We start from the raw sequence: 13,144 nt of genomic DNA on the forward strand, positions 1-13,144 counted from the left end.
TGCCGACATGAAGGCGCCCCGGCTCGGGGACGGAAGCGTAGGGATCGGCACGCGTGCAACTCTCTTGCCCCTGGCGCAGACGGACCGGGCCAGCCTGGGCGACGCACGTCAGTCAGCCTCGACGACCGGCATTGGGCTCGGGAAATCCGGCGGCAGACCGTCCGGGAGAACCGTCCCGCGCACCTTCGCCGCCAGATAGGAGGTCAGGCTCCCGTCATACTCACACCAGTCGTCGTTATGGCTGGCGACCAGCACGGTCCACGACTCGTCTTCCGCGCCTGTTGTGCGCCAGTAGAAGATGTCACCTTCTGCGGAATCGCCCCAGGGGAAAAGTCCGCCGGGCTCGGGGTATGGGGCGTGACCGTGCGACATCCCGGCGGCACGCAGCTCCGACAGGTTGCGCAGGCCCTCCTGTACGCCACGGACGAAGTAGCGCTCCTCTCCGGCCGACGGGATGTGCAGACCCAGGAAGTCGTCCACCGTGAACGGCGGATAGGTCTCCGCGAGGGCAACGAAGTCCGAGGGCAGTACGACACCCGTCTCGCGTCGGATGAACTCCCAATCGATGGATCGGCGCTCGGCCGACCGGATGCCCAGCAAGGCTGGGAAGGCTTCCTCCAGTTCGCGCAGACTCACCAGATCACCTGACTTTCCGGGAGGGTGCTGACGGACGCACGGCTCTAGCTGAATCCCCTGGTCGTTGGCCAGGCCGCAGCTCTCACAGCGCGTAATCATCTACGGTCTTGATCCACTTCCGCAACACGCCCAGCCAGGTACAGCGCGGGCGCGACGTTTCGGAGTCCGTCCCGCCCGCGTACCGGGCGAGGATCTGTGCGTTCGTCTCCTCGTCGGCGGGCCGGTCGGCGGCGCGGCGGCGCGCGTAGTTCGGGCCGGCGCCGGGCTGTCCGCATCTCGACAGCTCGGCGCCGCCGCGCCCTGCCTCCGGCGACACTGGCCCGATGCGGCCCGTCGAACCGGTGCACCCCGGCACCCGCCCCGGCGGATGAATCGCCCGCTGCTCCGCCTCGCCCTGGCCGGGCTGCGCGCGCACGCCGTACGGGTGGTGTCGACCGGGTTCGCGGTGGTGGTGGCGGTCGGTTTCCTCGCCGGCACGCTGGTCTACGGCGACACCGCCCGGGCCGCGTTCTACACCGACCTGGCCCGGTCGGCCCGGAACGTGGACGTGGTGGTGGAGCCGGAGCACGGGCTGCTCTCCCCGGCGACGGTGCGCCGGATAGCGGCCGTCGACGGCGTGGCGGCGGTGGACGGGCGGGTGGTCGCCTGGCTAGGCGTACTCGATCGGAACGGCAAGCTGATCACCAGCCAGGACCACATCGGGTACGCCCTCTCGGTGCCGGGTGACGCCACACTGTCCCCGTACGACGTGGCCGCCGGCCGGCTGCCGAGCACCGCCGGTGAGATCGCCCTGGACCGGGCCACGGTGGCCGGGGCGGGGTTCGCCGTCGACGGGCCGGTGACGGTGCTGGACCGGGCCGGCACGGCACACCGGCTGCGGCTGGTCGGCACGCTGGACCTCGGGGTGAACCGGCTCTTCGGCGGCTCGGCCGTCGCCGCGCTGACCTCGGCCGACCTCGGCACGCTGACCGGTACCACCGACTATGCCCAGGTGGTGGTCCGGGCGACCGACGGCACCGACCCGGCCCGGCTGCGGGACCGGGTCGCCGAGGCGGTCGGCCCCGGCGCGCAGACGCTGACCGGGGCGGACCTGCGGGACCGGCTCGCCCGGCAGGCGGCCAAGTACGTCGACGGCTTCCTCGCCGTGCTGCTCGGCTTCGGCCTGGTCTCGCTCACCGTCTCGGCGTTCGTCATCTACAACACCTTCGCGATGCTCGGCGCGCAGCGGGTCCGGGAGGTCAGCCTGCTCCGCTGCGTCGGCGCCTCCCGCCGGCAGGTGCGCGGCGCCGTACTGCTGGAGGCGGGCATCCTCGGCCTGCTCGCCTCGGTCGGCGGGCTGCTGGCGAGCCTGCTCGTCGGGTACGGGCTGATCCGGGGTCGTGAGCTGGTCGCCTCGGACATCCCGCTGCACGCCCCGGTGGTGCGCTGGCCGACCGTGGCCGTCGCGCTCGGCTTCGGCACCCTGGTCACGGTGCTGGCCGCGCTGGTGCCGGCGGTGGACGCGAGCCGGGTACCGCCGCTGGCCGCACTCCGGTCCCGGGACGCCGCCGAGGCCGGCGCCGGCCGGCGTCGCCGTACCCGGATCGCGCTCGCGCTCGGCCTGGTCGGGGCCGGCGGGCTGGCCGTGGCGACCGGGCTGCCGCTGGCCTTTCCCGGGCTGCCGTTGGTGCTCGGCGGCGGCATGGTCGCCTTCCTGGGCGCGGTGGTCGCGGCCCCGCTGCTGGTCCCCCGGGCGGTCCGGCTGGTCGGCTGGCTGCCGGCCCGGGTCTTCGGTCCGGTGGTACGGCTGGCCGTGGCGAACGCCCGACGCAATCCCCGGCGGGCGGCGGCGACCAGTACGGCGCTGACCATCGGGGTGGCCCTGATGGCGATGTTCAGCGTGCTGCTGGCGACCGCCCGGGAGCAGGCCGGACGGGAGCTGACCGAGAACTTCCCGGTCGACTTCGTACTCGACCGGGTCCGCACCGACGGCTCCCCGGAGGCGGTACGCGGCCCGCTGCCGCCCGGGGTGGCGCAGCGGCTCCGCCCCGATCCCGCCTTCGGCACCGTCGCCGAGGTACGCCTGGCCAGCTCACCGCTGGACGACCGGATCCGGATCTGGGCGGTACCGCCCGAGCGGCTGCACGGGCCGATCCGCCCCGAGGTGACCGCCGGCAGCCTGGCCGGGCTGGCCCCGGGAACGGTGGCGGTGAGCCGGCAGCTCGCCGCCGACCGGGGCATCGGGGTCGGTGACCCGATCGCGCTCGGCCTCGGCCCACCCGGTCCGCTGACCGTGGTGGCGGTCTACGACGACACCCCGGTCGACGGTGCCGCCCTGGTCTCCTGGGCGTCGTTCGTCGGCGCGTACGGCCCCGGGGAGCCGGACCGGCTGCTGGTCGACCTCGCCCCGGGGGTGTCGACGGCAGCCGGCCGGCAGGCGCTGGACGCGGCACTGGCCGACCAACCCGCGGTCCGGGTACGCGGCCTCGCCGACCAGGCCGACGCGCTGTCCCGTACCCTCGACGAGCTGCTGGGGATCTTCGCCGCCCTGCTCGGGATGTCGGTGCTGATCGCCGTGCTGGGCATCGGCAACACGCTCGCGCTCTCGGTCGTCGAGCGGCGCCGGGAGTCGGCGACGATCCGGGCGCTGGGCCTGTCCCGCCGGCAACTGGCGACCATGCTGCTGACCGAGGCGGCCCTGGCCGGTGCGGTCGGGGCGCTGGCCGGGATCACCCTCGGGCTCGGCCTCGGCTGGACGGCGGCGATGGGCCTGATCAGCGGCTACGGCCACGGACTGCCGGCCGTACCCGTCGGGCAGCTCGCCCTCTGCGCCGCGCTGGCCGCCTCGGCGGCGGTACTGGCCAGCCTGCTGCCGGCCCGCCGGGCCGCCCGGGCACCGATCGTCGCCGCGCTCGGCGACGAGGGGTGAGCCGGACCCGAAGGCGTCGCGGGTGGACTCCACGTCTCCACCCGGTGACCGGCGTCGCGGGTGGACTACACATCTCCGACCGGTGATCGGCGCCGCAGGCTCGACATCTCCGATCCGGTAACCGGCCGCGACGCTGCGCTGCGTGCTGGGGCGGTCGGCCGGAACTGTCGGAAATCTGCGGTCGGTAGCCGTCGAGGCTCACCGATAGTTAGCGGCATCTTAAGTTTCGCTCCGGTGCTGGATATTTTTGTCCGGATACATCACCTCGAAGCAGGAGAATCGCGAGGGTAACTCAGCAACGCCACGTATCCCCGGACGGCAACTGCCGGTAGGCTCGGCTCCGGTTTCCGCCGGGCGGCGCCCTCCGGCGCCTGCGGAAACCGTCGCCTAATCGCCACGCGCGAGCCGGGGAACCACGTACCAGGGGTGCATCCGCGCCAGCGGTAGGGATCTTCCGTCCCAAACCCGTCAGCTAACCCGGTCGGCGGCTGACGGAAGGACATTGTCATATGCCGTTCCTGGCACCCATCCGACAGGCTCCGGCGTCCGCGCGGAGAGCCACGAGAACACCCAGGAAGGCCGCGACCACCGTGGCCGTCGCCCTGGGCATGGTCCTCGCGGCGCTCGGCGGCGCACCCGCCGCTGCGGCACCGGAGTACGCGACCCCCGGGGCGCTGGCCGCGGCACCCGGCGGGGACGACATCGACGGAGGTACCGACAGCCTGCGCGAGCAGCTCCAGACCGCCAGCAAGGGCTACCTGACCGCCAAGAACAAGTTGGACAACTCCGTCAAGCGGCAGAAGGAACTGAACCAGCAGCTCGCCGCGCTGCGTACCGAGGTGACGACCCGGAGCGAACGGGTCTCCGAGATGGCCGGGATGGCATACCGCACCGGTCGACTCGGGCAGGTCTCCGCCCTGCTCAACAGCGGATCTCCGACCAGCCTGGTGGACCGGGCCGCCGCGCTCGACACCATCTCGGCGAACGAGAGCCGGGAACTGCGCGGGCTGCGGGAGAGCCTGGACAAGGAGACCCAGGCCAAGGCGGCGCTCGACAAGGAGGTCGGCGAGCAACGCAAGCAGGTCGAGGTGATGGAGACCCGCAAGAAGCAGGCCGAACGGGCGTTGGCGGCGGCGAACAACAGCGGCGGCGCCGGCTCGGGGATCAGCGGCAGTGGCGGCGGGTCGGCGCGACCGGCACCCCGCAACGCCGACGGTTCGTTCCCCGACGAGTCGTGCAGTCTCAACGACCCCACCACCAGCGGCTGCATCACCGCGCGCACCCTGCATGCCTTGCAGCAGGCCAAGGCGGCCGGCTTCACCCGGTTCGTCTCGTGCTTCCGCAGTGGCGGCAGCGGCGAGCATCCGAAGGGTCAGGCATGCGACTTCGCCGCCCAGAAGAGCGGGTTCGGCGGAGTGGCGACCGGCGGCGACCGGACGTACGGCAACAACCTGGCGGCGTACTTCGTGCGAAACGCCGATCGACTGGGCGTGCTGTACGTGATCTGGTTCAAGCAGATCTGGCTGCCGAGCAGTGGTTGGAAGACGTACAACGGGGGCAACGGTGACCCGTCCAGCGACCACACCAACCACGTACACCTGTCGATGAACTGATCGACCGCACCTCCGCACCGATCGCGGACCGCCGGCACCGCCCGCCACCCCTGGGCAGTGCCGGCGGTTCTCGTCTCAGCAGCCGATCCGGCTCGCGCCGAGCGCCACGTCGTCGAACCAGAGCGTGTTCGCGCCCTCGCCGTAGCTCTCCCAGCCGAGTCGCAGGTCGGTGAGGTTCGGCCGCCAGTTGGCCCGGTTGTACCACTGCCCGTCGACGTCGTGCGTGGGCGTACCGTCGGCGGTCAGTCCGGTCACCGCGGTCCCGTTGACCCAGGTGGAGAGCCGGCCCTGGGTGCCGTCCACCATGAACTCCAGGCAGGTCCACTGGTTGACCGGCAGCGGCGCGCTCAGCGCCACTCCGTTCGGGCTCTGCTCCGGCAGGGTGGCGTCGTCCGAGGCCCGGTTCCATTGCAGGGCGGCGTTCTGCCCGCCCATCCGCAGGTCACGGTTGCCGTCGTTGGCGTCCCGCATGGCCAGGAAGGTCACGTGCGAGGTCGGCAGCGCGGTGGTGTGCCGTACCCAGAGCCGGGCGTACCGCACCGCGCCGACCGTGCCGAGGTTGCGGGTGGAGCCGACGAATACGTGGTTGCAGTAGCCGACGGCGCCGTTGACGCGTACCGACCGGGTGCCCTGGTGCGCGACCGAGGTGTCGATGCTGGCGGTGCCGCTGCCCGAGCAGTCCGGGTAGCTGACGCTCCAGTCGCCGGAGGGTGTCGTACCGCCCTGGTTCTCGAAGCCGTCGCAGAGCACCGCCGTACCGCAGCCGCTCGGCGGCGGGGTGGTCGGCGGTACGGTCGGCGGTGGCGTGACCGTCGGCGGGACGCTGGTCGGCGGGGTCGTCGGCGGCCGGGTGGTCGGCGGCGCGGTGCTGGGCGGAGTGGTCGGCTCGGCGCCGTTGCACGGCTCGCCGTTCAGGGTGAACCCCGTCGGTGCCGCCGAACTGGCGGAATAGCTGCCCTGGACGCCGAACTCGGTGGAGCCACCGGCCGGCAGCGACCCGTTCCAGGCCACGTTCCGGGCGGTCACGGTCGCGCCGGACTGGCTGACCTGGGCGTTCCAACTGTTGGTGATCCGCTGGTCGCCACCGTAGGTCCAGGTCACGGTCCAGCCGTTGACCGCCGTGCCCCCGGCGGTCACCCGGATGGCTGCGGTGAAACCACCGGTCCACTGGTTGGCCTGGTAGTCGACCAGGCAGCCGGCGGCGGCCTGGGCGGCCGGCGCCAGACCGGTGCCGACCACGGCGACGCTGCTCGCGGCGATCGCGGTCACCGCGGCCAGGGCCAGCGAGACGCGACGGTACGGTGCGGAGATCCTCATGGGAGTTCCTCTCGGACGACTGCCGGCCCCGTCGCCGTCCCTGGCGCGTGCCGGCAGTGCTGTTACGACGACGAGTGGCCGGCACGCACGGCGCGTACCGCCCTCGGTGGGCTCCCGTGACCAGCTCCCATGATCACCAATCCACCACGACGTTCCGGCCAGCCCGTACCCGGTCGTCCCCGTGGTGGCGCCGACCAAGCTTAGAGACAACCATCGATACGAGCAAACCCTCTCGAACGCTCCACGATGGGAGCGGTGGCGATGAAAGTTCTGCAAGCGCCGGACGGCGAGCCACTCTCACGGGACCTGCGGCGATGTTTCTGGACTGCCGATCCGGTACGGCGATCTCTGCAAAGCGAAGCGGGTCCATCCTGGGCAAACCAGTCCAGACATCCAGCTCTGGCTATGCTTTACGGCCTCGGAACGCGGTGATAGCTTCCCGGCAACATTTGCAAGAACTTGCAGATCAACCGACCCCCGCTCTCCTCGCGCATGGGAGGTTCCGGTGCGTACCCGACGAGTTCCGACCGCCAACCGAAGAACCGCCAACCGAGAAACCGCCAGCCGGAGAATTGCCGCCCGACGAATTGCCGCGCTCGCCCTGACCGGCGTGCTCGCCGCCGCGCTGGCGGCCGGCGTCGCCGACCGGCGGGCCGAGCAGGCCACCGCCAGCCCGGCCAGCCCGGGTGCCAAAGACGTAATCGTGCACCTCTTCCAGTGGCCGTGGGCGTCGATCGCCAACGAGTGCAGCACCGTACTCGGCCCGAAGGGCTTCGGCGGGGTGCAGGTCTCACCGCCGCAGGAGCACGTCGTACTCCCCGGCCGGGGTTACCCGTGGTGGCAGGACTACCAGCCGGTCAGCTACCAGTTGACCACCCGGCGCGGCGACCGGGCCGCCTTCGCCAGCATGGTCCGCACCTGCCACGACGCCGGAGTGAAGATCTATGTGGACGCGATCGTCAACCACATGGCCGGCGGCGCCTCGACCGGGTCCGGCAGCGCCGGCTCGGCCTACGGCCACTACGACTATCCGGCCGTGCCGTACGGCAGCGGCGACTTCCACCACTGTGGACGCAACGGCAACGACGACATCGTCAACTGGGGCGACCGCTGGGAGATCCAGAACTGCGAGCTGGTCGACCTCGCCGACCTGCGTACCGAGTCGTCCTATGTGCGGGGCAGGCTGACCGGGTACCTGAACGACCTGGTCTCGCTCGGCGTCGACGGCTTCCGGGTGGACGCGGCCAAGCACCTGCCCGCCGCCGACCTGGCCGCGATCGTCGACCCCGTCACCGGCGACCCGTACGTCTTCTCCGAGGTGATCGAGGGCGGCTCCGGCGAGCCCACCCCGGAGGAGTACGCCGGGATCGGCGACGTCACCGAGTTCCGCTACGGGGACGTGGTCGGCAACGCGTTCCGGGACGGCAACCTCGCGAACCTCTCCAACCTCGCCTCGTCGATGCGGCTCGGCTCCGGCGACGCCGTGGCGTTCATCGACAACCACGACACCCAGCGCAACGGCCGGGCCCGGCTGACCTACCGGGACGGCTCGGCGTACGCGCTGGCCGAAGCGTTCATGATCGCCTGGCCGTACGGGGTCCCGCAGGTGATGTCGAGCTTCACCTTCAGCGACCCGGACGCGGGGCCGCCCCGCGACGGCAACGGCACCACCAGCCCGGTGAACTGCGCGAACGGCGGCTGGGCCTGCGAGCACCGCTGGCGGACCACCGCCAACATGGTCGGGCTGCGCAACGCCGCCGCCGGGGCCGGGGTCACCAACTGGTGGAGCAACGGCGGCAACCAGATCGCCTTCGGCCGGGGCAGCGCGGGATATGTCGCCTTCAACCGCGCGGGCGGCCCGTTGACGCGTACCTTCCAGACCAGCCTGCCGGCCGGCACGTACTGCGACGTGCTGGGCGGGGACTTCACCGGCGGCTCCTGCACCGGTACGACGTACCAGGTCGACAACGCCGGCCAGGTCACCGCGACCGTGCCGGCGAACGGCGCCCTGGCACTGCACGTGAACGCGCGGACCTCGGGCGGCGGGCCCGGCCCGACCCCGACGGGTGGCTCTTGCGCCACCGTCGCCACCACCTTCGCGGTGACCGCGACGACGGTCTGGGGCGAGAACGTCTACGTCACCGGCAACGTCCCGGCGCTGGGCAACTGGAACCCGGCGAACGGCGTGCCGCTCTCCTCGGCCGACTATCCGGTCTGGCGGGGCACCGTCGACCTGCCCGCCGGAACGGCCGTGCAGTACAAGTACGTCAAGCGGAACGGCGGCCAGGTGATCTGGGAGAGCGATCCGAACCGGTCCCGGACCACCCCGGCCACCGCCCCCTGCACCGCGACCTGGACCGACATCTGGCGCTGAACTGCTCGGATTCGCGGCGCGTCCCCGGGGTCGGCCACCCCGGGGACGCCCCGGCCGTACGTCGAGTTGCGTACCCCGGTCGTCCACACCGGCACGACGCGCGGAGATCGGCGCGGCGGCAGCATGGCCGACATGAAGCTCTCTCCGCCCTGGCGAAAAGCTCTCCTCACCCTGCACCTGGTCACCTCGGTCGGCTGGTTGGGCGTCGACGTGGTGCTGCTGACCCTTGGCGTGGCCGGAGCGCGTGGCGCCGACCCGGACGTGGTCTATCCGGTGATGGCCCTGGTCGGCCAGGCCGTCTTCGTACCGCTGAGCGTGCTCGCCTGGCTGGTCGGCGTCGCCAGCGCGCTACTCACGCCCTGGGGCCTGATCAAGCACCGGTGGGTACTGGTCAAGATGGTGATCACCACCGTGATGCTCGGCGCGGTGCTCTTCGCCCTGCTGCCGAGCCTGCGGGCCGCCGAACTCGGCGCGGCGACCCCGCCCGGGGCCCGGCAGGGGCTGCTGGCGGCGCCGATCGTCTCCAGCACCCTGCTGCTCGTCGCCACGGTGCTCTCCACCTACAAGCCGTGGGGCCGGATCGGCCGAAACCGCACGGTCAGGGCCGGGCGGCGGCCGGCACGGCCGGCAGCCGGGCCGCCAGCTCCAGGTGCCCGGCCCGGGCCTGCCGGAACGCGTACGGAGACAGCGGTGCGGGTGCCGACAGGGTGATCTCGACGCGTCGACGCGTACCACCACCAGGTACGTCGTCCCGCCGGCGGTCCTGCGAGCGGCATGGATAGCGGCTAACAGGGTATCTAACGGGCATGAGCGGACATGTGATGGTCTTTGCTCCCGACCCGCAGTTGACGGTCACCATCGACCAGCCCGCCGACGAGACCGAGATCCACCTGCATCCCGGCGGACAGGGGGTGTGGCAGGCTCGGATGATCAAGTGTCTGGGCGTACCCGTGGTGCTCTGCGCCGGGCTCGGCGGCGAGATCGGGCAGGTACTCGAACCGCTGCTGGCCAGTGAGGGAGTCGACCTGCGGGTGATCCACCGGGAGTCCAGCAGCGGCGGCTACGTGCACGACCGGCGGGACGGCAACCGCCACGAGATCGCCTCGGTGCCGGGCCATCCGCTCGCCCGGCACGAACTGGACGAGCTGTACAACCTCGCGCTGAACGAGGGGCTGAACGCCGAGGTCAGCATCCTCAGCGGCCCCGGCCACCCGTCCCTGGTCGCGCCGGAGATCTACCGCCGGCTCGCCGCCGACCTCGGCCACAACGGCAGCCGGGTGGTCGCCGACCTCTCCGGTCCGCACCTGGCGGCCGTGCTGCACGGCGGCGTGTCGGTGCTCAAGGTCAGCCACGAGGAGCTGCTCCGGGACGGCCTGGCCGCCGACGACGGCGAGGCGGAGCTGATCCGGGTGATCCGGGCGCTGCACGCCCAGGGGGCCGAGTCGGTGGTGGTGAGCCGGGCCGAGGAGCCGGCGCTGGTGCTGGTCGACGGCGAGGTGGCCCAACTCGACATGCCCCGGCTGGAGGTGGCGGACCCGCGCGGTGCCGGCGACTCGATGACCGCCGGGGTGGCGGCGGTGCTGGCCCAGGGCGGCGACATCCGGCTCGCCGCCCGGACCGGGGCGGCGGCGGGCGCGCTGAACGTCACCCGGCACGGGCTCGGCACCGGTCGGCCGGACGCGATCGCCGGCCTGGTCGACCGGGTGAAACTGGCGCCGATGCGGGTGGACCGGCAGGATCGGCTGACCCCGGACGAGCTGGCGCACCGGACGACGAAGCCATGACGATCCGGGTACTGGTCACCAACGACGACGGCATCGCGGCTCCCGGGCTGCACTGGCTGGCGCGTACGGCGGTGCGGCGCGGACTGGACGTGGTGGTGGCCGCCCCGAGCGAGGAGGCCAGCGGCGCGAGTGCCGCGATGAGTGCGGTGGAGCGGGACGGCCGGGTGGTGGTCGAGGAGCACCCGATCGAGGAGCTGCCCGGCGTCCCGGCGTACGGGGTGGCCGGCTCACCGGCGCTGATCACCCTGATCGCCCTGCACGGGGCGTTCGGGCCGGCGCCCTCGGTGGTGCTCTCCGGGATCAACCGGGGCGCGAACGCCGGCCGGGCGGTGCTGCACTCCGGCACGGTCGGCGCGGCGTTCACCGCCGCCGCCAACGGCTGCCACGGGATGGCGGTCTCGCTCGACGTACTCTCCGTGCACGAGGCGAGCACCGGAAGTGGCGGTGCGGCGGTGGCGGTGACCCGACCGGACCGGGATGAGCGGCGGCACTGGGCGACCGCGGCCCGGGTGGCGCTGGACCTGCTGCCCCGGTTGACCGCCGTACCCGTGGAGAGCGTACTGAACGTGAACTCCCCCGACCTGCCCTACGAGCGGCTGCGCGGGGTACGCCGGGGCACCCTGGCCGGATTCGGGCAGGTGCAGATGACGGTCGCCGAGGCCGGCAAGGGTTTCGTGCGTACCGCTCTGGAGGAGTCCGGCCAGCACGTCGAACCGGGTACGGACGTGGCCTGGCTGGCGGCGGGTTACGCCTCGGTGACGGCGATCCGGGCGGTCACCGAGGCGTCCGACGTGGATCTGTCCGGACTGGAGGATCCACTGTGAGCCTGAAAAGGGTTCGGTGAGGGGTGGGATTTCCCGGTCCGCGACGATCAGCTCGCGGGCCGGGGACGGTCATGCGCCGGGGACCTTGACCACCTCGGCGGCGGTCGCGGCGCCCGCGAAGTAGGGCTCCGGCGCGCCGAAGAGGCCGAGGAGCCCGGTGACCCAGAGCTGCCGGTGGACGAACCGGCTCGGTTCGGTGACCACGAGCTTGACGCCGCTGACCTCCGCGGTCTGGAAGCCGGCGACCATGGCGCTGATACCGACGGAGTCGATGAAGCTGACCAGTCGCATGTTGAGCTCGATCCTGGACGGTCGACCCTTGGTCAGAACTCCGGCGATCGCCTCACGAACCTCGTACGCCGTATCGACGTCGATTTCTCCCCGAGGGGCGATCTCCACAACTCCACCAGGCAAGACCGACTTGACGATCGACAGGCTCACGCGAGCACCTCCACTCGCCCATGTCCGGGCGCCTAATCAGTACGCGGGCCGCGACCGAGAGTATTCCTCTCACGGCCCCGATCGCCACCCTTCCGGACGGGCAATCTATTCAACGAGCCGACAAACCTACCCGGTAACGGGGCAAACTACGCTAAATTTTCCTGCGCCGTCAGCTTCCACACCTTCGCGTCAACGCCTCTCAGCGTAGCCGTCCCGCAGGCCGGCGCGGGCGACCGGTGCCCTGTGTCGTACCTCGCTCGACCTCACTCGCTCGACCCCGATGCGGGGTACCCGAATCTCTGTCGCCTATGCGACAGCGGGTGGCTGGCGGGGCTGCCGGGACCGGCGGGGCCGGCGTCGCTCACCGGGCGGGTGTGCCGACCAGCCCCTAGCATGGGGTGATCCGTCCGTCGCGCGGGACGGGCGACCCAGGCTCGGGAAGGGACACCTGATGCTGAGGAAGCTGATCGGACTGGCTGGGGTCGGCGCGCTGCTGGCTCTGGTACTCGCCTGCGGATTCGGCGGCGGGGGCGATGACGACGACGATGACGACGACGATTTCGCCCAGCGTGCGCCCGTCGTCCTGCTCGGCTGACTGTGAGCGTCCACTTGCCGCGTACCGGCACCGGATCTCGGCCGGTTCCGGCAGACTTCGAGACGTGATCCCGGGTTTGCCAGGAAAGATGCCTGGGCACCTCCCCAGTAGCAACCCGCAACCGCGCCGAACAGACGCCTCTGTCCGAAGTGGCCGCTTCGTTCGGCGACCGAGGAGGTAGCACGATGCTCGGAACGAACCTGCGGAAACATCGGAGCACGCCCGAGCGGATCGCCGACCAGGCGTGGGAACACCTGACCACCGTGGTCAACTCGGCTGGCGACTCGGTCAAGCACACCGCCCGCTCGGCGCGGCGGACCGGATCCCACCTCACCAGCCAGGCCGGCGACCGGGTCGGTGCCGTGACCGACGAGGCCCGGGACCGGGCCGGCCGGGCGTACGACGCTCTCGCCGGCCGCCGCCCGGGACTCCCCTGGGCGTGGCTGGTCGGGGCGGGTCTGGTCGGCGCCGCCCTGGCCTGGGCCGCATCCACCGCCTCCCGGGCCGCGCTGGCCCGGGCCGAGAAGGAACTGCCCGCCAGCGACGGGATGGAGTTCGTGGACATCGACCGGGCCAACTCACCGATCCGGGTCGACACCACCTGATCCCTGCGTGCCCGCCCGGCCGGTCGGGTGGGTACACGGAAGCCGGG

At 71.9% G+C, this 13,144-nt stretch carries 12 protein-coding genes and 1 riboswitch; of the genes, 8 read left to right on the top strand and 4 right to left on the bottom strand.

The window, feature by feature from the left end:
- Positions 1-108: 108 nt before the first annotated feature.
- Positions 109-636, bottom strand: a complete 528-nt coding sequence (locus Pma05_RS39875; RefSeq protein WP_203862734.1) for a hypothetical protein — start codon at positions 634-636, stop codon at positions 109-111.
- Positions 637-718: 82 nt separating this feature from the next.
- The gene (locus tag Pma05_RS39880) at positions 719-952 is read right to left on the bottom strand and encodes a hypothetical protein (protein WP_203862735.1); all 234 of its coding nucleotides are present in this window, start codon (positions 950-952) and stop codon (positions 719-721) included.
- 51 nt (positions 953-1,003) lie between these two features.
- Here Pma05_RS39880 and Pma05_RS39885 point away from each other — a divergent pair, with 51 nt between their 5' ends.
- Positions 1,004-3,544, top strand: a complete 2,541-nt coding sequence (locus Pma05_RS39885) for an ABC transporter permease (RefSeq protein WP_203862736.1) — start codon at positions 1,004-1,006, stop codon at positions 3,542-3,544.
- Between the two features lie 374 nt (positions 3,545-3,918).
- Positions 3,919-4,047: riboswitch (cyclic di-AMP (ydaO/yuaA leader) on the top strand.
- Between the two features lie 6 nt (positions 4,048-4,053).
- A complete protein-coding gene (locus Pma05_RS39890; protein WP_372441637.1) occupies positions 4,054-5,157 on the top strand; it encodes a coiled-coil domain-containing protein in 1,104 nt (367 codons plus the stop codon).
- 75 nt (positions 5,158-5,232) lie between these two features.
- Here Pma05_RS39890 and Pma05_RS39895 read toward each other — a convergent pair whose 3' ends face one another.
- Positions 5,233-6,474, bottom strand: coding sequence for a cellulose binding domain-containing protein (locus Pma05_RS39895; RefSeq protein ID WP_203862738.1), 1,242 nt, complete (start codon positions 6,472-6,474; stop codon positions 5,233-5,235).
- Positions 6,475-6,979: 505 nt separating this feature from the next.
- On the opposite strand from Pma05_RS39895, the gene Pma05_RS39900 reads away from it, so the two are divergent.
- The 4 genes from Pma05_RS39900 to surE all read left to right on the top strand — a co-directional run bounded on the left by Pma05_RS39900 (position 6,980) and on the right by surE (position 11,456).
- Positions 6,980-8,848 (top strand): carbohydrate-binding module family 20 domain-containing protein, encoded by a 1,869-nt coding sequence (locus Pma05_RS39900; RefSeq protein WP_239314123.1) that lies wholly within the window; start codon positions 6,980-6,982, stop codon positions 8,846-8,848.
- Positions 8,849-8,980: 132 nt separating this feature from the next.
- Positions 8,981-9,559, top strand: coding sequence for a hypothetical protein (locus tag Pma05_RS39905; RefSeq protein ID WP_203862739.1), 579 nt, complete (start codon positions 8,981-8,983; stop codon positions 9,557-9,559).
- Between the two features lie 95 nt (positions 9,560-9,654).
- Entirely contained in the window at positions 9,655-10,632 is a 978-nt protein-coding gene (locus Pma05_RS39910) for a PfkB family carbohydrate kinase (RefSeq protein ID WP_239314125.1), read from the top strand.
- On the top strand, positions 10,629-11,456 hold the full coding sequence (gene surE / locus Pma05_RS39915) for a 5'/3'-nucleotidase SurE (RefSeq protein ID WP_203862740.1): 828 nt from the start codon (positions 10,629-10,631) through the stop codon (positions 11,454-11,456). The genes Pma05_RS39910 and surE overlap by 4 nt, the downstream gene beginning before the upstream one ends.
- 69 nt (positions 11,457-11,525) lie before the next feature.
- Here the strand turns inward: surE and Pma05_RS39920 are convergent, their stop codons facing one another.
- The gene (locus Pma05_RS39920) at positions 11,526-11,897 is read right to left on the bottom strand and encodes an STAS domain-containing protein (protein ID WP_203862741.1); all 372 of its coding nucleotides are present in this window, start codon (positions 11,895-11,897) and stop codon (positions 11,526-11,528) included.
- Positions 11,898-12,348: 451 nt separating this feature from the next.
- On the opposite strand from Pma05_RS39920, the gene Pma05_RS39925 reads away from it, so the two are divergent.
- Positions 12,349-12,492: a hypothetical protein gene (locus tag Pma05_RS39925; protein ID WP_203862742.1), complete on the top strand. Its 144-nt coding sequence runs from the start codon at positions 12,349-12,351 to the stop codon at positions 12,490-12,492.
- A 185-nt stretch (positions 12,493-12,677) separates the two neighbouring features.
- Entirely contained in the window at positions 12,678-13,097 is a 420-nt protein-coding gene (locus Pma05_RS39930) for a hypothetical protein (RefSeq protein ID WP_203862743.1), read from the top strand.
- Positions 13,098-13,144 lie beyond the last annotated feature (47 nt).

Origin of the sequence: Plantactinospora mayteni, assembly GCF_016862935.1 — a bacterium.
GTDB lineage: Bacteria > Actinomycetota > Actinomycetes > Mycobacteriales > Micromonosporaceae > Plantactinospora > Plantactinospora mayteni.